Annotated in this window: 15 protein-coding genes and 1 pseudogene; 10 read left to right on the top strand and 6 right to left on the bottom strand. The window is 43.9% G+C overall.

The features are described 5' to 3' along the window. Window positions 1-10 precede the first annotated feature (10 nt). On the top strand, window positions 11-1,474 hold the full coding sequence (locus M1M80_RS10200; RefSeq protein WP_060398749.1) for an FGGY-family carbohydrate kinase: 1,464 nt from the start codon (window positions 11-13) through the stop codon (window positions 1,472-1,474). A 94-nt stretch (window positions 1,475-1,568) separates the two neighbouring features. Further along, window positions 1,569-2,813 carry an MFS transporter gene (locus M1M80_RS10195; protein WP_029316838.1) on the top strand — a complete coding sequence of 415 codons (1,245 nt, stop codon included), beginning with the start codon at window positions 1,569-1,571 and terminating at the stop codon, window positions 2,811-2,813. Window positions 2,814-3,072: 259 nt separating this feature from the next. Here M1M80_RS10195 and M1M80_RS10190 read toward each other — a convergent pair whose 3' ends face one another. From M1M80_RS10190 to M1M80_RS10180, 3 genes and pseudogenes are all read right to left on the bottom strand, one after another. Beyond that, the gene (locus M1M80_RS10190; protein ID WP_060398748.1) at window positions 3,073-3,606 is read right to left on the bottom strand and encodes a GNAT family N-acetyltransferase; all 534 of its coding nucleotides are present in this window, start codon (window positions 3,604-3,606) and stop codon (window positions 3,073-3,075) included. A gap of 43 nt (window positions 3,607-3,649) precedes the next feature. Further along, a pseudogene (locus M1M80_RS10185) lies at window positions 3,650-4,422 on the bottom strand (hypothetical protein). A gap of 68 nt (window positions 4,423-4,490) precedes the next feature. After that, entirely contained in the window at window positions 4,491-4,796 is a 306-nt protein-coding gene (locus tag M1M80_RS10180; protein ID WP_060398746.1) for a DUF948 domain-containing protein, read from the bottom strand. Between the two features lie 150 nt (window positions 4,797-4,946). Between M1M80_RS10180 and M1M80_RS10175 the strand changes: the two genes are divergently transcribed. The 4 genes from M1M80_RS10175 to proB all read left to right on the top strand — a co-directional run bounded on the left by M1M80_RS10175 (window position 4,947) and on the right by proB (window position 8,484). Beyond that, entirely contained in the window at window positions 4,947-5,663 is a 717-nt protein-coding gene (locus tag M1M80_RS10175) for a 3-ketoacyl-ACP reductase (RefSeq protein WP_060398745.1), read from the top strand. Between the two features lie 298 nt (window positions 5,664-5,961). Next, window positions 5,962-6,330: a replication termination protein gene (gene rtp, locus M1M80_RS10170; RefSeq protein ID WP_003220337.1), complete on the top strand. Its 369-nt coding sequence runs from the start codon at window positions 5,962-5,964 to the stop codon at window positions 6,328-6,330. Between the two features lie 148 nt (window positions 6,331-6,478). Next, entirely contained in the window at window positions 6,479-7,372 is an 894-nt protein-coding gene (gene proC / locus M1M80_RS10165) for a pyrroline-5-carboxylate reductase (protein WP_080030916.1), read from the top strand. Continuing rightward, window positions 7,369-8,484 carry a glutamate 5-kinase gene (gene proB / locus M1M80_RS10160; RefSeq protein ID WP_003241920.1) on the top strand — a complete coding sequence of 372 codons (1,116 nt, stop codon included), beginning with the start codon at window positions 7,369-7,371 and terminating at the stop codon, window positions 8,482-8,484. Before proC ends, proB begins: the two co-directional genes overlap by 4 nt. Window positions 8,485-8,538: 54 nt before the next feature. Here the strand turns inward: proB and gltC are convergent, their stop codons facing one another. Further along, on the bottom strand, window positions 8,539-9,441 hold the full coding sequence (gene gltC / locus M1M80_RS10155) for a glutamate biosynthesis transcriptional regulator GltC (protein WP_003241922.1): 903 nt from the start codon (window positions 9,439-9,441) through the stop codon (window positions 8,539-8,541). A gap of 146 nt (window positions 9,442-9,587) precedes the next feature. Between gltC and gltB the strand changes: the two genes are divergently transcribed. Both gltB and gltD read left to right on the top strand, forming a co-directional pair. Further along, on the top strand, window positions 9,588-14,150 hold the full coding sequence (gltB, locus tag M1M80_RS10150) for a glutamate synthase large subunit (RefSeq protein WP_060398744.1): 4,563 nt from the start codon (window positions 9,588-9,590) through the stop codon (window positions 14,148-14,150). Between the two features lie 16 nt (window positions 14,151-14,166). Further along, window positions 14,167-15,648, top strand: a complete 1,482-nt coding sequence (gltD, locus tag M1M80_RS10145; protein WP_003241925.1) for a glutamate synthase small subunit — start codon at window positions 14,167-14,169, stop codon at window positions 15,646-15,648. Window positions 15,649-15,705: 57 nt separating this feature from the next. On the opposite strand, the gene M1M80_RS10140 is transcribed toward gltD, so the two are convergent. Continuing rightward, complete coding sequence (locus tag M1M80_RS10140) at window positions 15,706-16,695, bottom strand: zinc-binding dehydrogenase (RefSeq protein WP_003241927.1); 990 nt, start codon at window positions 16,693-16,695, stop codon at window positions 15,706-15,708. A gap of 122 nt (window positions 16,696-16,817) precedes the next feature. On the opposite strand from M1M80_RS10140, the gene yofA reads away from it, so the two are divergent. Further along, window positions 16,818-17,681, top strand: a complete 864-nt coding sequence (gene yofA / locus M1M80_RS10135; protein ID WP_060398743.1) for a LysR family transcriptional regulator YofA — start codon at window positions 16,818-16,820, stop codon at window positions 17,679-17,681. 190 nt (window positions 17,682-17,871) lie between these two features. Here the strand turns inward: yofA and ggt are convergent, their stop codons facing one another. Continuing rightward, window positions 17,872-19,635, bottom strand: coding sequence for a gamma-glutamyltransferase (ggt, locus tag M1M80_RS10130; RefSeq protein WP_060398742.1), 1,764 nt, complete (start codon window positions 19,633-19,635; stop codon window positions 17,872-17,874). A gap of 184 nt (window positions 19,636-19,819) precedes the next feature. Here ggt and M1M80_RS10125 point away from each other — a divergent pair, with 184 nt between their 5' ends. Further along, window positions 19,820-20,050: an excisionase family DNA-binding protein gene (locus tag M1M80_RS10125; protein ID WP_019258566.1), complete on the top strand. Its 231-nt coding sequence runs from the start codon at window positions 19,820-19,822 to the stop codon at window positions 20,048-20,050. Window positions 20,051-20,288 lie beyond the last annotated feature (238 nt).

The following is a 20,288-nucleotide window of genomic DNA, read 5'->3' as shown; positions in this document are numbered from 1 at the left end:
GGCTAACGGAATGAAAAAACAAAAAGGCTATCTCGTTTTTGATATCGGCACAGGCAATGCGAGAGTAGCGATCGTGAGTGTATCAGGCAGTGTTCAAACGGTTGAACGGGAGGACATCGTGTATGCCACCGAGACGCTTTACCCGGACAGCCGTTATTTTTCTCCTCAGGTGCTGTGGAAGCAAGTCATGAGATTGGCAAAACGTGCGCTTTCCCGTTCGCATGATATTGACATAATAGGTTTGACATCGACGAGTCAAAGACAGGGGATTGTTCTGATTGATCAGAACGGCGACTCTTTTCTAGGGCTGCCGAACATTGATAACCGTGGCCGTGAGTGGGAGGAGAGCATACCCAATCAGGAAGAGATATACAGCTGCACAGGCCGCCTGCCGACCGCACTTTTTTCTGCGCTCAAGCTTTATGGTTTAAAAGAACGCCAGCCCTCTTTATGGGAAAAAACGGCAAGCTTTACAAGCATCAGTGATTGGGTAACGTACCAGCTGAGCGGAATATTGACATATGAACCCTCACAGGCAACCGAAACCCTGCTGTTTGATGTGAAGCAAAACACTTGGTCAGAAGAGATGTGCGGCATATTCGGCTTCTCCCCATCAATCCTTCCGCCTCTTGTAAGAGCGGGAACAGCGATTGGAACGATAACAAATGAGTATGCGTCCGAATTAGGCCTTTCTATACATGCAAAGGTTATAGCAGGGGGCGGAGATACACAGCTGGCTGTGAAAAGCACCGGCGCTGCTCTTAAGGACATCGTCATCGTATCTGGGACAACAACGCCAATAACCAAAATTACTGCTGATCATGACGACACAAAACATAAAGCCTGGCTGAACTGCCATACAGAACATAGCCAATGGCTTGTGGAAACAAATCCGGGAATTACCGGCCTGAATTATCAAAAATTAAAACAGATTTTTTACCCGAATGAATCGTACGAAGTGATGGAGGAAGAGATTTCTGCAATTGCTAAAGAAGACAATGCATGTGTGGCGGCTCTCGGTTCTTATTTATCGGCAGAAAAGAATGCGTTAACGAGAGGCGGTTTTCTTTTTGATGCCCCACTTTCAGCGCATTTAAAAAGAGCACATTTTGTACGTGCGGCGCTGCAAGAGATCGCATTTTCGATCAAATGGAACTTTGATATATTAACAGAGGTTACTCCGTTTGAACGTGACTATGTTTGGGTGTGCGGAGGAGGATTCCAAAGCAAAGCGCTCACTCAATATATCGCGGACCTTCTTCAGAAAAAAATCTATGTCCAAGAGGGATATCATCAGGCATCTGTCGTAGGGGCTGCAGTCATTTGCAATGAAACCTTTCAATTGACGGAAGAGATGTCAGCAAATGTCCGGGTAATAGAACCGCAGGATTGTCAGGCCGAACTGGCTTTATATGAGGAATGGAAGCAAACGCAGCGCTTTTTTTCAGGTTCAGAAAGCAAAGTGTTGTTATAAGGCGGCATTTGCTGCTGTTTTGAGGAATTATCTAATTTTCAGCTTTAATGAGGTAATACGGTAATTGATATTAGCATCTAAGGAGGAGACAGATATGTTTGATAAAATTGGAATACCAAAGCGGCTTGCCTGGGGGTTTTTAGGGGTAGTTTTGTTTATGATGGGAGACGGGCTTGAACAAGGCTGGCTCAGCCCTTTTCTGATCGAAAACGGGCTTACCGTTCAGCAATCCGCTTCAATTTTTAGCATTTACGGGATTGCGCTTGCCATAGCTTCTTGGTTTTCGGGTGTATGTCTTGAAGCATTTGGCGCAAAACGGACGATGTTTATGGGGCTGTTGTTTTATGTGATCGGTACAGCTGCCTTTATCGTGTTTGGATTTGAACAGCTGAACCTTCCTGTGATGTATGTGACTTACTTTGTAAAAGGGTTAGGCTACCCGCTTTTTGCTTATTCTTTCTTGACATGGGTCATCTACAGAACACCGCAAAACAAGCTTAGTACCGCTGTCGGCTGGTTTTGGATTGCGTATTGCCTGGGCATGTTTGTGTTCGGTGCTTGGTACTCAAGCTACGCGATCAAAGCGTTCGGTTATTTGAATACGCTTTGGAGCTCTATTTTCTGGGTATGTCTTGGTGCATTCTTCGCATTGTTTATCAATAAAGACCGTTTTGAAAAGAAGAAAAGAAAAAGATCAGAAACAGCTGAGGAGCTTTTAAAAGGAGTTACCATTCTTTTTACGAATCCGCGGGTGCTTACAGGCGGAATCATCAGAATTATCAACAGCATTGGTACATATGGTTTCCCAGTCTTTTTGCCGATGCACATGGCTCAGCATGGAATTTCAACCAATGTGTGGCTGCAGATTTGGGGAACGATTTTTCTGGGGAATATTGTGTTCAACCTTATCTTTGGAATTGTCGGCGATAAGTTCGGCTGGAAAAATACCGTTATTTGGTTCGGCGGAGTCGGCTGCGGCATTTTCACCGTCCTATTATATTATGCACCTGTTTTCTCCGGCGGAAGTTTAGCGGTTGTCAGCGTGATCGGCTTTATTTGGGGAGGTTTGCTGGCAGGCTATGTGCCGATTGGTGCAATTGTGCCGACGGTGGCCGGAAAAGACAAAGGAGCGGCCATGTCTGTATTGAATTTGGCTGCAGGTTTATCAGCGTTTGTCGGCCCTGCGCTCGCTTGGCTGTTCATCGGTCTCATCGGGGCGCAAGGTGTTGTCTGGATCTTTGCGATCCTTTATCTTGCGAGTGCGGTCATGACGAAATGCATTCATATACCTGAGGAAAAAGCAGTACAGGAGGAAACGTCTCCTCAATATGCATCTTAATCAGAAAGCGCCTTGTTTCAGGGGCGCTTTTTATCATGTATTCAGTAATGTAAGGATTTCCATGCTTACAACAGCATTTACCACTATGCATCTTTTTTACTTGTTTCAAAGTTTATTTACTTTGTAAGTTATATAAGTATAAGAGGTGAAAATCTTGAAGGAAGTGATCAAGAATCAAGATGTCATAGCTTGTGCAGGTCCTGAATCGGACATTTAAAGGGAAGGGGATGTACATGCAGATCGAGAGAATGCCGTCCGTTCATTCTCTTGATTTTAAAATAGAATACACATTTGTATCATAAGGGACTCCATTTTGATACATGTACTGTCTTAAGATCCCTTCTTTTTGAAATCCCATTTTTACGAGCAGGCGATTTGATGCTTCATTTTCGGTAAATACAACTGCGCCAATACGCGTCAGTCCAAGGGCAGAAAATCCATAGGATACAACCTTTGAAATGGCTTCTGATGCAAATCCGTTTCGCCAATGCGCCGGGATGATTTCATAACCGATCTCTGTACGCCTATGCTTTTGGGCCAAAGCATGAAAGCCAATTGTTCCGATCAATTCTTTAGTGTCTCTTCTTTCAATTCCCCACCGTATACCGCGCTTTTCTTGATAAAGGCCGGCAAACGTTTGAACCATTGAAGTTGCCTGTTCTATAGATTTCATGTTTTCAAGTCCGTAAAAGCGTGTCACCTTATCGTTTGAAAAACAAACAAAAATGGCTTCTGCATCTTGATCTGTGATTTGCCTAAGTGTAAGCCGATCCGTTTCTAAAACAGGAAACATTCAACCACTCCCCAAGTTTGTGTTTTCGTTTATGATATCCCTTTTATTTCCTCTTTTCTATAGTGAAATCAAACCTGAGGCAGCAAAGGAACAAATTTGTCTTTCTAGTTGCTCTTTGTTTTTGTTGAATTGTTTCAAACGATGGCCGTTTGCGCCTGATGGGTGGGGAAAGCCGCGAAGGCAAAACAAATTCCGGATGCAGTGCTGGCTGATCAGTGTATCACATACTGTTTCGGCTGCTTTTCCCAGCGGTATGAGAAGAGCCGGTTCTGTCAATTTATTGAGCTCCGCAGGGAAGTGCTCAAAAGCATAGGTGCTTAGGATAGGAGAGCGAGAAATAGCCGGCCTGTAGCCGGTATAGTTTTTTAGCTGAAAGAAGACAGGATATTTGATAACAGAAGTGGTATGAAGCATATGCCGCAAGTCTCCAAAAAGCTGTGAGGCGCTTTGAATGCCTAAAGCCTGCGGCAGCCCGCATAAATCCAGCATGTTGATCAGGTTATGCCTCATCGAACCGGAGAGACCTGCTGCTTTTTTCGTGTCTACCGCCATTTGCTCAAGAGACCGGCCGCGCCGCAGACTTTCTGCGGCTGTTTCGTATGCTGTTTTCATCTGAAAAAACCCCGGCGTGATTCCCGTAATCACAATTGTGGCAGCACGATTGATATATTCATTATGAGGTGAATAATAGATGCCAAGTTCGTTTTCTTGATGGAGACGAAATGGAGAAATGAGTAAATCGGTCTTTGTAGGAGATGAAGGAAGAGAATGTAGTTTCTCTGCGAACTCCTTTAAGCAGCGGCGGTTTACAATCATGCATAGTCCTCCTTAAAAATGATACCCCATTGTCCATTCTGATCGTAACAACGGGATATCATTCATCTTTATCTGCTATTTAAATGTCCTGCCTTCCACACCTCTTTGACTGCTTGAGGAACTTCTTTCACTTCAGCTGTTGTTTGTTGAAATACGTTTTTTTTCATTTGGACATCCTGCTGAATCTTCTTTTGTTTTTGCGTCAGCAGCTCCGCCTCCGTCTTTAATCCTTCGACTTGTTTTTGCATTGCCTGCGTAACAGAGGTGAGCTCTTTTAGTGCGGGATCTATTTTTTTCTTGTTTTGAATCACATTAACCCCTAAGAAAATAGTAGAAATAGCCAATACGGCGATGCTGATATAAACAATAACCATATGTTCACTCCTTTTCTTATGTCATTACCCTGTTTCCGCTTTTTTAATCAAAAGAAATGATATTTGCACAGGTCGTTTGATTTGCGTATTGGATTTGTTGTACTTATAATGTGATATCGTACATATGTAAACAAAGAAAGGGTGCTTCAATTGCAAAGTTTACAAAATAAAACTGCTCTTATCACAGGCGGAGGCAGAGGGATAGGCCGAGCAACAGCTCTTGCGCTTGCGAAAGAAGGCGTGAATATCGGGTTAATCGGCCGGACTGCCGCAAATGTTGAAAAAGTGGCTGAAGAAGTTAAAGCACTTGGTGTAAAAGCTGCATTTGCTGCTGCAGATGTAAAAGATGCCGACCAGGTTAATCAAGCTGTAGCTCAAGTGAAAGAACAGCTCGGTGATATCGATATCCTCATTAATAACGCTGGAATCAGCAAATTTGGCGGTTTCTTAGATCTGTCAGCTGATGAGTGGGAAGATATTATTCAAGTCAACCTAATGGGTGTGTATCATGTCACTCGCGCGGTGCTTCCGGAAATGATCGAACGCAAAGCCGGAGACATCATTAATATTTCTTCTACAGCGGGCCAAAGAGGAGCAGCTGTGACAAGTGCTTACAGCGCTTCTAAATTTGCGGTTCTCGGGTTAACTGAGTCTCTTATGCAAGAAGTGAGAAAGCATAATATTAGAGTCAGTGCGTTAACGCCAAGCACTGTCGCTAGTGATATGTCTATCGAATTGAACTTAACAGACGGTAATCCTGAAAAGGTTATGCAGCCAGAAGATCTTGCTGAATACATGGTGGCACAATTGAAATTAGATTCGCGAATTTTCATCAAAACAGCGGGATTATGGTCAACAAATCCCTAAAAAATGAGAAGCCTGTCTTGCGACAGGCTTTTTTATTTGAATGTAATCCGCACTGGTAAGAAGACGTGAAAACCAGCAATCGTTTTTAATTGAAGATAACAGTGAAAATCAGCTATAATAGAACTAAATAAACTATGTACCAAATGTTCATTTATTATTTTATATTCCGCTCCACATATAAACAGCTAACATTAGATTTTCAGATTATCAGTCTTTAATATAAAGAAGGAAACCAATAGATTAAAATTGAATATTTAGTACATAGTGTTCTCAGTTGACAGAGAAAGGAGTGCATATGATGAAAGAAGAAAAAAGAAGTTCAACTGGTTTTTTAGTTAAACAGCGCGCATTTTTAAAACTTTATATGATAACGATGACAGAGCAAGAGAGACTCTACGGATTGAAGCTGCTTGAAGTGCTTAGGTCTGAATTTAAAGAGATTGGTTTTAAACCAAATCATACAGAAGTATACCGATCTTTGCATGAGCTTCTTGATGACGGGATATTAAAACAAATCAAAGTAAAAAAAGAAGGGGCTAAGCTCCAGGAAGTCGTCCTCTATCAATTTAAAGATTACGAGGCTGCCAAACTATATAAAAAACAGCTGAAAGTTGAGCTGGACCGCTGTAAAAAACTGATTGAAAAAGCGCTCTCAGATAACTTTTAAATATAAACAAACACCCGGCACAGCAGTATGCATCGGGTGTTTTCTGCTTTTCATTATACATATTTGTCGAAAAGAAACAATACAAATCAATGATGACCTTCAAACTTGACATCATTTCCTCACGTGGTAACATTTTAAACGTGTGAAAATGCGAACAAAAAAGCGAACAAAGGAGATGTTACCGATCTTTGATCAAAAGAAAGTAGCCTTTATAGGAGCAGGATCTATGGCGGAAGGAATGATATCAGGTATCGTTCGTGCCAACAAAATCCCGAAACAAAACATCTGCGTTACAAACCGCAGCAATACAGAGCGATTAGCTGAACTTGAACTTCAATATGGAATTACTGGCGCTACGCCCAATGAACTTTGTATTGAAGACATGGATGTACTCATTTTGGCAATGAAGCCAAAAGACGCTGAAAGCGCTCTGTCATCACTAAAATCACGTATTCAACCCCATCAATTAATATTGTCGGTCCTTGCCGGCATAACCACCTCTTATATTGAACAATCATTGCTTAATGAACAGCCGGTTGTCAGAGTGATGCCCAACACATCCAGTATGATTGGCGCTTCTGCAACGGCCATTGCGCTTGGCAAGTATGTGTCAAAAGACCTGAAAAAGCTGGCCGAAGCATTGCTCGGATGCATGGGTGAAGTCTATACAATTCAAGAAAATCAAATGGACATTTTCACCGGAATTGCCGGCAGCGGCCCCGCGTATTTTTATTATTTAATGGAATTCATTGAGAAGACAGGCGAGGAAGCAGGACTCGATAAACAGTTATCTCGAAGCATCGGAGCACAGACGCTTTTGGGTGCCGCAAAAATGCTCATGGAAACAGGCGAACAGCCTGAGGTCTTAAGGGACAATATCACGTCACCGAACGGAACGACAGCTGCCGGGCTGCAAGCCTTGAAAAAGAGCGGCGGCGGAGAAGCCATTTCTCAAGCGATCAAGCATGCGGCTATGCGTTCAAAGGAAATCAGCGACGATATCGAAAAAACAGCTGCCCCGCTATCAGGAGTGATAAAGTGACGTCCGATACTAACATGAAAAGAGTCGTTGTGAAAATTGGGAGCAGTTCATTAACAAGCCTTCATGGAGAAATCAGCATTCGAAAATTAGAAGCGTTGGTCGACCAGATCGCCAAACTTAAAGACGCCGGCTATGAAGTGATTTTGGTCTCTTCAGGCGCAGTGGCGGCAGGATATCGGAAGCTCGGATTTATCCAAAGACCCGAGAAGCTTCCAGAAAAACAGGCATCAGCTTCAATCGGCCAGGGCCTGCTGATGGAGGCTTATTCAAAGCTGTTTTTGGCGCATGGCTATGTTGCGTCCCAAATTTTAATTACGAGAAACGATTTTTCTGATGAATATCGATATAACAATGTCCGGAATACAATGAATGTACTGCTCGAACGCGGCATCATCCCAATTATAAACGAAAACGACACAGTTACCGTCAATCGGCTCAAGTTTGGCGACAATGATACACTAGCGGCAAAAGTCGCCGGATTAATTGATGCGGATATGCTTGTGATTTTATCAGATATTGATGGCTTATATGACGGCAATCCGCGCACAAATCCAGAAGCAAAAAGGATGCAGCGGGTGAGTGAGATAACGCCTGACATCGAAGCGTGCGCAGGTGATACTGGCAGCGGCGTCGGTACCGGCGGCATGCGCTCTAAGCTTGATGCGTTTAAAATCGTAATGGCTTCTGGCATTAAAGGATTTCTTGGTCAGGCAGATGCAAAAGATATTCTATATAAAGCTGTTCATCAAGAGGCAGAAGGCACCTATTTTGAAGCAGAGGGAACGCTTCCGTTAAACCATAAAGAGCAGTGGATCGCTTTTAATTCGGGCCCAGAAGGTGAAATGATTTTATCAGATGATTATTCACGAAAAATAACAAACGGGCAATCGAGTTTATATCTGGACGGTGTACAGGAGATTAAAGGGAAATTCAAAAGCGGATCAGTTGTTCGGCTGATGGATTCTCAAGGGGCAGAAATCGGGCTCGGAATCGTCAATTATTCTTCTGTACAGCTTCAAGAACTCGATAAGAAAAAAGAGCTGATGAACAAAGCAGTAATTGATCAGGAAGCATTTGTGTGCCATGTGGATTTATCTTTGCCTGTATATTAATCTGACAAGAGCAAAAAACCCGAAGCTTCTTTATAGAAGCTCGGGTTCGTTTTTTTATTGATACTGCTCCAGCTTAGAGAAGAATTGAATGACAAACTCATAAAAGTCATTCGCAGACGGCGCAAGCTCTCTGTTTTTAGGTTTAATAATTCCGACAGTCCGTTTCACTTGAGGGAACTCAATTGGAATTTTCACAGTAAAACGAGGGGTTGTTTCAGCAAACGTGCTTTCAGGCAGAAGGGTAACGCCCATTCCCGCGGACACCAAGCCCTTAATGGCATCCAAATCCTCACCCTCTGTAGAAACGAGAGGGGCAAAACCGGCTTGTTTGCAAGCATCAATTGCCATTTTTCTAAGCACAAATCCTTCCGGAAACAAAACAAATTGGTCATTGCGTAAATCGATTAAATGAACCGTTTTTTGTTTGGCAAGCGGATGATTTAATGGAACAAGCGCGTAAATTTTCTCTGTGAATAAAATTTTTCCTGTTATGTTCGGAAAGTTCGTCGGCACCGGCCCTAATAAGGCCAAATCAATATCGCGGGTTCTGACAGCTTCAATCAGAAACTTATAGGAGCCTTGTCGCAGCAAAAATTCTACGTGCGGATATTCTTCTTTAAATGCTGAAATCACAGTCGGCAAAAGCTGGCTGGCGAGGCTTGTAGGAAAGCCGATCTTTACCGTCCCGCGATGCGGGTCGAGATACTCATCAATTTGTTCTTTCGCATAATCGATGGCTTTCATTGCCGTTTTCACATGAATCAAAAATTCTTTTCCGATCGGCGTGAGTTTGATATTTCTCCCTTCACGCTCAAATAAAGTCACATTTAATTCTTCTTCAAGATTTGCAATTTGTCTGCTGATTGCTGATTGGGCCACATGCAAATGATCAGCAGCTTCTGAAACGTGTTCACGTTCAGCCACCTCCATAAAATAGCGCAGTTGGCGCAGCTCCATGTTTGTCTCACATCCATCTATCTCATTTTGAGATTCTTTTGATCTAAATTATATATTGTTTATATCGTTTTGAAAACCTACAATGATTATAGAGTTGTAAGATTTTATGACCGGTATTATCGGAAATTGATCGGGGGAGAGGAATTATGACGTACAATCAAATGCCAAAAGCTCAAGGTCTCTACCGTCCTGAATTTGAACATGATGCATGCGGAATCGGCCTATATGCGCACTTAAAGGGCAAGCAGACTCATGACATCGTCAAACAGGGGCTTAAGATGCTTTGCCAGCTAGACCACAGAGGAGGTCAAGGCAGTGACCCGGATACAGGAGACGGAGCCGGCTTACTGGTTCAAATCCCTGATGCTTTCTTTAGGAAAGAGTGCAAAGACATCAATCTGCCGGAAAAAGGGCGTTACGGGGTAGGAATGGTCTTTTTCTCACAGAAGGAAGATGAAAGAATAAAAATCGAAAAGCAAATCAATGCACTGATTGAACAAGAAGGCCAAGCCGTTCTTGGATGGAGAACTGCACCTGTAAATGTCGGAAAAATCGGAACAGTGGCACAGAAAAGCTGTCCGTTTGTCCGTCAAGTATTTATCGGCGCAAGTTCTGATCTGAAGGACAATTTGTCTTTTGAACGAAAATTGTATGTCATTCGTAAACAGGCTGAAAACTGGGGAGTAACGGAAGGTCTTGATTTTTATTTTGCCAGTCTTTCAAGCCAGACCATTGTTTACAAAGGCCTTTTAACACCTGAACAAGTTGATGCGTTTTATTCTGATCTGCAAGATGAAGCATTCGTTTCTGCTTTTGCACTTGTCCATTCACGTTTCAGCACCAACACATTCCCTACATGGGAAAGAGCGCATCCAAACCGTTATTTGGTTCATAACGGTGAAATTAACACCCTTCGCGGAAACATTAACTGGATGAGAGCGCGTGAGCAGCAATTTGTTTCTGAAAGCTTCGGTGAGGACTTGAACAAGATTCTTCCGATTCTGAATGCTGACGGCAGTGACTCTTCCATTTTGGATAACGCATTTGAGTTTTTTGTAATGGCTGGACGCAAACCGGCACATACAGCGATGATGCTCATTCCTGAGCCATGGACGGAAAATACGCATATGTCTAAGGAAAAGAGAGCGTTCTACGAGTACCATAGTTCCCTAATGGAGCCTTGGGACGGACCGACAGCCATTTCATTTACTGACGGAAAACAAATCGGTGCGATCCTTGACCGGAATGGTCTCCGTCCGGCCCGTTATTATGTAACAAAAGATGATTATATTATCTTCTCATCTGAAGTAGGCGTTATTGAAGTTGAACAGGAGAACGTTTTATATAAAAACCGTCTAGAACCTGGAAAAATGCTGTTAATCGACCTGGAAGAAGGCCGGATTATCTCAGATGAAGAAGTCAAAACACAAATTGCAACTGAGTTCCCGTACCAAAAGTGGCTTGAGGAAGAGCTTGTCCAAGTAAATCCTGATCCGGAATCAAGAGAGGAAGAACAATTTACAGATCTTCTTACTCGTCAGAAGGCATTCGGATACACATATGAAGATATCCAAAAATATTTAATTCCTGTCATTAAAGAAGGCAAAGATCCTCTTGGTTCAATGGGGAATGACGCGCCGCTTGCTGTTCTGTCAGACCGCGCGCAATCACTGTTTAACTACTTTAAGCAGCTGTTTGCACAAGTAACGAACCCGCCAATCGACGCGATTCGTGAGCAGCTTGTGACATCTACGATGACTTGGCTAGGTGCAGAAGGGGATCTTCTTCACCCAAGTGAGCGAAACGTTCGCCGGATTAAACTATATACACCTGTTTTATCCAATGAACAGTTTTATGCATTAAAAACGATTGTTCATCCTGATTTAAAAAGCCAAAAAATCGATGTGCTGTTTTCAGAGGATCTTGAACGCGGATTAAAGGACATGTTCACACAGGCAGAAAAAGCCATCAGCCAAGGTGTAAGCCTGTTAATTTTATCAGACAAAAAGATGAACGGACGCCTGACACCAATTCCGCCGCTTCTGGCAGTCAGCGCGCTGCATCAGCATTTAATCCGCAAGGGGCTGCGTACAAAAGTCAGCATTATTGTGGAATCAGGAGAAGCGCGTGAAGTGCATCACTTTGCAGCTTTAATCGGTTATGGTGCGGATGCGATTAATCCTTATCTCGCTTATGCGACTTACAAGCAGGAAATTGATGAAGGCCGTTTAGATATTAGCTATGAAGAAGCGGTCAGCAAATATGGAAAAAGCATTACTGAAGGTGTCGTAAAAGTCATGTCCAAGATGGGGATTTCAACTGTACAAAGCTACAGAGGCGCCCAAATCTTTGAGGCAGTAGGAATCAGCCGCGATGTGATTGACCGCTATTTCACAGGAACTGCATCACAGCTCGGCGGCATCGACTTGAACACAATTGCAGAAGAGGCGCAGCGCCGCCACCGGGAAGCGTATCAGGATGATTACAGCAAAACGCTTGAACCGGGAAGTGACTTCCAATGGAGAAACGGCGGAGAGCATCACGCGTTTAACCCAAAAACGATTCATACCTTGCAATGGGCGTGCCGAAGAAATGATTACAATCTGTTTAAACAATATACAAAAGCGGCAGATGAAGAGCGCATTGGATTTTTAAGGAACTTGTTCGCATTTGACGGAGACCGCAAGCCTCTGAAATTGGAGGAAGTTGAATCCGCTGAATCGATTGTCAAACGCTTTAAAACGGGTGCGATGTCATTTGGATCCTTAAGTAAGGAAGCGCATGAAGCTTTAGCAATCGCAATGAACCGTCTTGGCGGGAAAAGCAACAGCGGTGAGGGCGGAGAAGATCCGAAACGCTTTGTTCCAGATAAAAACGGCGATGACAGAAGAAGCGCGATCAAACAAATTGCATCCGGACGTTTCGGTGTCAAAAGCCATTACCTTGTTAATGCAGATGAGCTGCAGATTAAAATGGCGCAAGGCGCTAAGCCGGGTGAAGGCGGACAGCTGCCTGGCAACAAGGTATATCCTTGGGTTGCCGATGTCCGCGGATCAACGCCTGGTGTCGGATTAATCTCACCGCCGCCGCACCACGACATTTATTCGATTGAGGATTTAGCCCAGCTGATCCACGATTTGAAAAATGCCAACCGTGACGCAAGAATCAGCGTAAAGCTGGTGTCAAAAGCAGGCGTTGGCACAATCGCTGCAGGTGTTGCCAAAGCAACCGCAGATGTCATTGTGATCAGCGGTTACGACGGAGGTACAGGTGCCTCTCCGAAAACCAGTATTAAACATACAGGGCTTCCGTGGGAGCTTGGCCTTGCCGAAGCACATCAAACGTTAATGCTAAACGGACTCCGTGACCGTGTTGTATTAGAAACAGACGGAAAGCTCATGACAGGCCGAGACGTTGTGATGGCTGCCTTGCTCGGCGCCGAAGAATTCGGTTTCGCAACGGCTCCGTTAGTTGTACTCGGTTGTGTCATGATGCGTGCCTGCCATTTGGATACATGTCCTGTCGGTGTAGCGACACAAAATCCAGAGCTTCGCAAAAAGTTCATGGGCGATCCTGATCATATTGTGAACTATATGCTGTTCATTGCTGAAGAAGTTCGTGAGTACATGGCTGCGTTAGGCTTCAAGACATTTGATGAAATGATCGGACGCACTGACGTACTTCATGTGAGTGAACGGGCGAAGGCGCATTGGAAAGCAAGCCAGCTTGATTTGTCTACACTTCTTTATCAGCCTGAAGGCGTACGGACGTTCCAATCGCCGCAAAATCATAAGATTGATCAATCACTTGATATTACAGCGATTCTCCCGGCCGTACAAGAAGCCATCGAGTCTGGAAAAGAAGCGGATGTTTCTATTCAAATCAACAATACAAACCGTGTAGCCGGAACGATAACAGGCAGTGAAATTTCGAAACGCTACGGAGAAGAAGGGCTTCCTGAAGATACGATCAAGCTGCAGTTTACCGGATCAGCCGGACAAAGCTTTGGAGCCTTCGTTCCTAAAGGGATGACGCTTTATTTGGACGGAGACTCAAATGATTATGTCGGAAAAGGGCTTTCTGGCGGAAAAATCATCGTCAAGTCACCGGAAGGATTCAATTCCGCTTCAGATGACAACGTCATTATCGGCAACGTAGCTTTCTACGGCGCGACAAGCGGAGAAGCATATATTAACGGACGTGCGGGTGAACGCTTTGCCGTTCGGAACAGTGGTGTGAACGTGGTTGTAGAAGGTATTGGCGACCACGGCTGTGAATACATGACTGGGGGAAGTGTTGTCGTACTCGGAGATGTAGGCAAAAACTTCGCGGCAGGTATGTCCGGCGGAATCGCTTATGTACTGGCCGAAGATGTAAAAGCGTTTAAACGCAAATGCAACCTTGAGATGATTTTATTTGAATCATTAGAGGATGAAAAAGAAACCCAGCAAATCAAAGCAATGCTTGAAAAACATGCTGCGTATACAAACAGCCAAAAAGCTACAGACCTGCTTGATCAGTGGGAAGACAGCGTGAAAAAATTCATCAAAGTCATTCCGAAAAACTATAAACAAATGCTCGCAAGTATCGAAGAGCAAAAAGCTGCAGGCTTATCAGATGAAGAAGCTGTCATGTACGCATTTGAAGCCAACACGAAGCCAAAGCAGAATACAGCGTCATCGGGACAAAAACAAGCGGTAGTACAGTAAGGAAGGGGAGAGGAACATGGGGAAACCAACTGGATTTATGGAGATCAAACGAGAAAAACCTGCTGAGCGGGACCCTCTCACTCGCTTAAAGGATTGGAAAGAATATTCTGCTCCTTTTTCAGAAGAAGCATCGAAACGGCAGGGGGCGCGGTGTATGGATTGCGGTACACCGTTTTGCCAGATCGGTGCAGACATTAACGGATTTACATCCGGCTGTCCGATTTACAACTTAATTCCTGAATGGAATGATCTTGTCTACCGGGGCAGATGGAAAGAAGCATTGGAACGCCTTTTGAAAACAAACAACTTTCCTGAATTCACAGGGCGGGTATGTCCCGCTCCTTGTGAAGGATCATGTACATTAGCGATTTCAGACCCGGCCGTATCCATTAAAAATATCGAACGGACCATTATCGACAAAGGATTTGAGAATGGTTGGATTCAGCCTAGAATTCCTAAAAAACGAACAGGCAAAAAAGTGGCCATCGTTGGATCAGGCCCGGCCGGACTGGCGAGTGCTGACCAGCTGAATCAAGCGGGGCATTCCGTCACTGTGTTTGAACGCTCAGACAGAGCGGGCGGCCTTTTAACATACGGCATTCCGAACATGAAGCTTGAGAAAGGCATTGTAGAACGCCGGGTTAAATTGCTGACGCAAGAAGGAATTGATTTTGTCACGAACACAGAAATTGGCGTTGACATTACAGCTGATGAGCTGAAAGAGCAATTTGATGCTGTGATTCTGTGCACAGGCGCACAAAAACAACGGGATCTATTAATTGAAGGACGCAACTCAAAAGGAGTCCATTACGCGATGGACTACCTGACACTCGCAACAAAAAGCTATTTAGATTCTAACTTTAAAGACAAGAAGTTTATTGATGCAAAAGGAAAAGATGTCATCGTAATCGGGGGCGGAGACACAGGAGCTGACTGCGTGGCTACTGCTCTGCGACAAAAAGCTAAAAGTGTGCACCAATTCGGCAAACACCCGAAACTTCCGCCAGCCCGCACGAATGACAATCAGTGGCCTGAACAGCCGCACGTCTTTACGCTTGAATATGCGTATGAAGAAGCGGAAGCAAAATTCGGAAGAGATCCGAGAGAATACTCCATTCAAACGACAAAAATGGTTGCGGATAAAAACGGAAAGCTGAAAGAGCTTCATACCATCCAAATGGAAAAAGTGAAAAATGAGCACGGAAAATACGAGTTCCGCGAGCTGCCCGGGACGGAAAAAGTATGGCCTGCTCAGCTTGTCTTTATCGCTATCGGCTTTGAAGGCACAGAACAGCCGCTGTTGAAACAGTTCGGTGTCAATTCTGTAAATAACAAAATCAGCGCAGCATATGGGGATTATCAAACAAATATCGATGGCGTATTTGCCGCAGGGGATGCAAGAAGAGGCCAAAGCTTAATCGTATGGGCGATTAATGAAGGCCGTGAAGTAGCGCGCGAAGTGGATCGATATTTGATGGGGAGTTCAGTTCTTCCGTAAATAAAGGGGATTATTATATAAAAGAAACCGGTCTGATTGCCAGCCGGTTTCTTTTTTTTATTCCATTACGATTCCGATGTTGCCAAACTGTCTGCCTTCCTGCATTCTGGTATATGCCTCACACGCTTTTTCTAAAGGATATGTGCGGTCAAGTACAGGGCGCAGCTGATGTTTTTCAATGAAAGCGAGCATATCATGAAATTCTTCACAGCTCCCCATCGAGGTTCCCAATACATTGATCTGAGGAAAGAATAAAGAGCGCACCGGAAAACTGAGGTCGTCACCTGAGCTTGCCCCAAAGCTGACAATACGGCCGTTCGGTTTAACATGGCGGAAGTATTCCGAAAAGAGGGCGGGGCCTATGCTGTCAAGAACAACATCAGCCTTTTCTCCCTGCAGCTGTTCATCCCAATTGCTGTAGCTGTCAAATGCGTAATCAGCACCTAATTGCAGCGCTTTTTTTCTTTTCTTCTCACTGCGAGAGGTCACACTTACTTTCGCCCCGATCGCTTTAGCCATGAATAAAGCGTAGGTTGCAACACCGCTGCCGATGCCGGGTATCAATAGATGCTCGTCTTTTTTCAATTGGGATTTTGTAAACAGGGCCCGATATGCGGTTAAAGCGGATAAAGGCAAAACGCCTGCTTCTTCCCAGGATAAATAAGAAGGTTTTTTGATTGCATTTTGTGAAGGGATGATCACGTATTCAGCAAGCGTTCCGTCAGAAGGGCCGCCCAAAATCTCCGGAACAGGCGGCACATTCTCTGTCAAATCCCAGTTCAATGTCGGGAAAATGATTACTTCTGTTTGAACAGCAACGTTTTTCACGCCTTCACCAACCTCTTCAATGATACCGGCGCCGTCAGAGCCCAGTATCACATGAGGATCTCGTTCAGATTTGTTATTCATAAGAAACAGGTCGCGATGGTTTAGACCTGCAGATTTTAATTTGACTTTTACCTCTCCGTATCCAGGCTTTTTTGATGGAACGTCTTGAAAGGATAACCCCTGAAGTCCGGTTTTTCCGTTGTGAATTACAGCTTTCATGCTGTCTGCCTCCTCATTGAATTGTATTTTCATATCTTTACATATTTTACATAGCGGTTTTCTTCGAGTAAAATGAACAAATATGATAGCCGATATCACTTTTTATCATAGCAAGAAGGTGAGTGCCTGTCGAAAGCGGAGATTTAAGGATTTTTCGGGCTGTTGCCCGTGAAGGAAGTATAACGAAAGCAGCCCGAATGCTGAATTATGTTCAATCCAATGTGACAGCCAGAATACATAACCTTGAGGAAGATTTGAAGATCAAACTTTTTCATCGAACGAATCGCGGGATGAAGCTGACAGCTGCCGGAGAAAACCTATTGCAATACGCAGAGCAAGTATTATCACTGCTGGACAAAGCTGAAAAATCGGCACAGGTGGGCCAGCATCCGAAAGGGCCTTTGCGGATCGGATCGTTGGAAACAACAGCGGTAACGCATCTGCCCGAGCATGCGGCCTCCTTCCTCAGGCGTTTTCCTGAAGTTGATTTATCAGTGAACACAGCTGATACACACAATTTGATTCAACAGGTTCTTAATCATAAGGTTGATGGCGCTTTTGTATACGGACCGGTTGAGCAAACGGATATCAGACAAATCCCTGTTTCCCGTGATGAATTGGTTTTGATTTCATCACGGGAGGGGACGGCAGAAGACATGCTTCGGCAGCCGATGCTCTTTTTTGGAGCTGGCTGTTCTCATCGTGCCAGGGTCAAGAGATTGCTGAAGGAAGCAGGTATTCAAAATCAAAAAATCATAGAGTTTGGCACATTGGAAGCTATTTTAAGAGGAGTATCCGCCGGTTTGGGTACGGCGCTGCTTCCGAAGTCCGCTGTTGACTGCTCTACCCATGGTGCAAATGTGTATATTCATCAGCTGCCAGCAGCGTATCAAGACTTAGAGATCGTATTTATATACAGAAAAGACTTTTTTATGACGAGTGCGTTTCAGACATTTATTGATGAGGTAAACGAAATGAAAAGATGAAGACTGTTACGCTGCATAAGCTGAACTAAGAACGTAGCCGATTGTCAAGAAAGCCGGCATATGGAGTATCACCAAACCGTATTAAAGGCGTTCGGATTGTTATCAGGCAGGAGGAGGTTATTTCCGTTCTTATATAAAGGTCGCATACAAAAAAACTGTACTCAATTGAAGTGAGTACAGTTTTTTCCTTTTATTTCCGTTTTAAATTAATGCCGATCGCCGCGCCGTTTCTGCTTGAATCAGCTACGCCTTTAAAAGTGCCGTTTTCATGGTCGATAGAAATGCTTTGTACGTTTCCGATATCCACCGGGCTTTTGCCGAATTTGTGGCCCATGCCGTTTAGTTTGCTGAGAACATCTTCAGGAACTCCGTCTTCATAGCGGTAAGAGCTCATGCTGTTTGTGTAAATTCTCGGCTCTTCAACAGCTGCTTTTAATTCCATGCCATATTCGATGTGATAGAGAATGGTTTGCAAAACGGACGAAATAATGGTGGCCCCGCCAGGAGATCCGACGGTGAGGACAGGCTTATCATCCTTAAATAAAATGGTCGGGGTCATACTGCTTAAAGGCCGTTTGTTTGGCTGTACTTCGTTGGCTCCGCCTGGAACCGCATCAAAATCTGTTAGTTCATTGTTTAAAATGACGCCGTAATCAGGGACCATAATACCCGTTCCGAATAGCTGTTCAATTGTCGTCGTGTAGGAAACAACATTTCCCCAGCGGTCGGCAACTGTAAAGTGGGTTGTTTGGCCTTCTACTTTGTCTTTCGGCTGTTCGACTTGCTTATAGTTTGCTGATCCTTCTTGGTATTTCCAAGGATCACCGGCTTTCGGTTTTTTATTGACTTGATCTAAGTTGATTAATTGCTGGCGTTCTTTAATATAATCGGGGTGAAGCAGGCCTTTGAGAGGAACGTTTACAAATTCGGGATCACCTGCATAAGACGCACGGTCGGCATAAGACAAATGCATCGTTTCAGCAAGCAGTTGATATTTTTCCCATGAGCGGACATCGTATTGTGAAAGGTTAAAATCATCAAGTATTTCCAGCATTTGCAATAAGAAAATACCGCCAGAGCTTGGAGGAGGAGTAGTGGCGATTTGATAGCCTTGATAGTCTCCCCAAATCGGTTCATCAATTGTAATGTCGTAATCTTCTAAATCCTTTTTCGTCATTGATCCGCCGAAATCCTGTACAGTGTCAGAAAGCGCTTTGGCGAATTTTCCTTCATAAAAAGCGTCAGTGCCTTTTGAGCGAATGAGCTTAAACGTTTTTGCCAAATCCTTTTGAACCAGTGTATCGCCTTCTTTAAGCGGCTCGCCATTTGGCAAAAATACATCTTTTGCGGCAGTCCGTGACAGCTTTTCCTGATAATCAGAAATCGCATCCGCCAACACCGAATCAATCGGAAAGCCTTTTTCAGCGAGTTTAATAGAAGGGGTGATTAATTGCTTCATTGAACGGGTTCCCCATTTATCCAGAGCTTCTTCCAGCCCTTTCAGCGTACCTGGAACACCGACGGCAGTACCTTTTGTCACACGTTCAGAGAAAGGAATCGCTTTGCCGTCTTCATCGAGAAACATATCAGGAGTTGCACCTGCTGGAGCGCGTTCACGGCTGTCAATGATCGTTGTATCCTTTGTTTTTCCGTCATACACCATCATAAAACCGCCGCCGCCAATGCCTGACATCATCGGCTCTGTTACATTGAGCGCAAATTGAATGGCAACTGCCGCGTCAATGGCATTTCCTCCTTTTTTCAGTACATCAGCACCGATTTCCGAAGCGAGAGGATGTGCGCTAGCAACCATGCCGTCTTTCCCAACATCTACTTGTTTGTACTCGTCATAGCTTTTGGGCGGCTTTTTGGCTTCCGCGTGAAAAGGGACACTTCCAGCGACTAACAGAACACTAAGCAGAGCTGTTAAACAGACGTTCCACGTTCTTTTCATGTTCTCCCTCCTATATGAAGCTGTTATGTTACAATCTTAGCGTAAAAAAATTACAGCGTTTTCACAAGTGACAAATGGTATATTATATAGAACATTCACCCGCTTTTCTGTGTGAAATTGATTATATTGTTATGAGCCATGTGCTATATTAGAATCAGCATACGGATTAAGAAAGGACTGCTATATGTATTTAACGATTAAAGAAACAGCAGAATATACAAATCTTTCAGAGGATTATATTAAAAGTTTGGTGCAGGGAGGAAAAATCAGAGCCGTTCATGACGGTGAGCAATTTTTGATTTATAAGGGGCAGTTCAAAACACATATCGAACAGCTGGAGAATTACAAAGCACTCGTGCAGGAAATCTTAAATGAACCAATCCCGGAAGATATCGATGTAAAGGATGAGGACTAGGACACAATTTCAAATTGTGTCTTTTTTTGTATATCTTTTTTCAAAACAGCGAAAAAACCGAAGCGTCAGATTTTGTTCTAAGAGGCTTTTTGATGATAGATAGGGAAATATGTATCAAATAGATTAAAAGCTTTATAAGAGGCTTTAAAACTCATTTAGAAGGGAGGAGGTTCTGAAAAGCTTTTTCATCAGCCTATGTAACACTATGTATATTATGTTACATAAACGCTTCCGTACT

It is taken from the genome of Bacillus inaquosorum, from assembly GCF_023238325.1.
Taxonomy (GTDB): Bacteria; Bacillota; Bacilli; order Bacillales; family Bacillaceae; genus Bacillus; species Bacillus inaquosorum.
The sequence above is the reverse complement of the archived record's forward strand: the minus strand, read 5'-3'. Positions and strand labels throughout refer to the sequence as shown.

Bases quoted from the DNA above. Each gene is read 5' to 3' on its own strand.
- M1M80_RS10200 (WP_060398749.1), top strand. From the start codon at position 11: ATGAAAAAACAAAAAGGCTATCTCGTTTTTGATATCGGCACAGGCAAT.
- M1M80_RS10195 (WP_029316838.1), top strand. From the start codon at position 1,569: ATGTTTGATAAAATTGGAATACCAAAGCGGCTTGCCTGGGGGTTTTTA.
- M1M80_RS10190 (WP_060398748.1), bottom strand. From the start codon at position 3,606: ATGTTTCCTGTTTTAGAAACGGATCGGCTTACACTTAGGCAAATCACA.
- M1M80_RS10180 (WP_060398746.1), bottom strand. From the start codon at position 4,796: ATGGTTATTGTTTATATCAGCATCGCCGTATTGGCTATTTCTACTATT.
- rtp (WP_003220337.1), top strand. From the start codon at position 5,962: ATGAAAGAAGAAAAAAGAAGTTCAACTGGTTTTTTAGTTAAACAGCGC.
- proC (WP_080030916.1), top strand. From the start codon at position 6,479: ATGCGAACAAAAAAGCGAACAAAGGAGATGTTACCGATCTTTGATCAA.
- gltC (WP_003241922.1), bottom strand. From the start codon at position 9,441: ATGGAGCTGCGCCAACTGCGCTATTTTATGGAGGTGGCTGAACGTGAA.
- gltB (WP_060398744.1), top strand. From the start codon at position 9,588: ATGACGTACAATCAAATGCCAAAAGCTCAAGGTCTCTACCGTCCTGAA.
- gltD (WP_003241925.1), top strand. From the start codon at position 14,167: ATGGGGAAACCAACTGGATTTATGGAGATCAAACGAGAAAAACCTGCT.
- M1M80_RS10140 (WP_003241927.1), bottom strand. From the start codon at position 16,695: ATGAAAGCTGTAATTCACAACGGAAAAACCGGACTTCAGGGGTTATCC.
- ggt (WP_060398742.1), bottom strand. From the start codon at position 19,635: ATGAAAAGAACGTGGAACGTCTGTTTAACAGCTCTGCTTAGTGTTCTG.
- M1M80_RS10125 (WP_019258566.1), top strand. From the start codon at position 19,820: ATGTATTTAACGATTAAAGAAACAGCAGAATATACAAATCTTTCAGAG.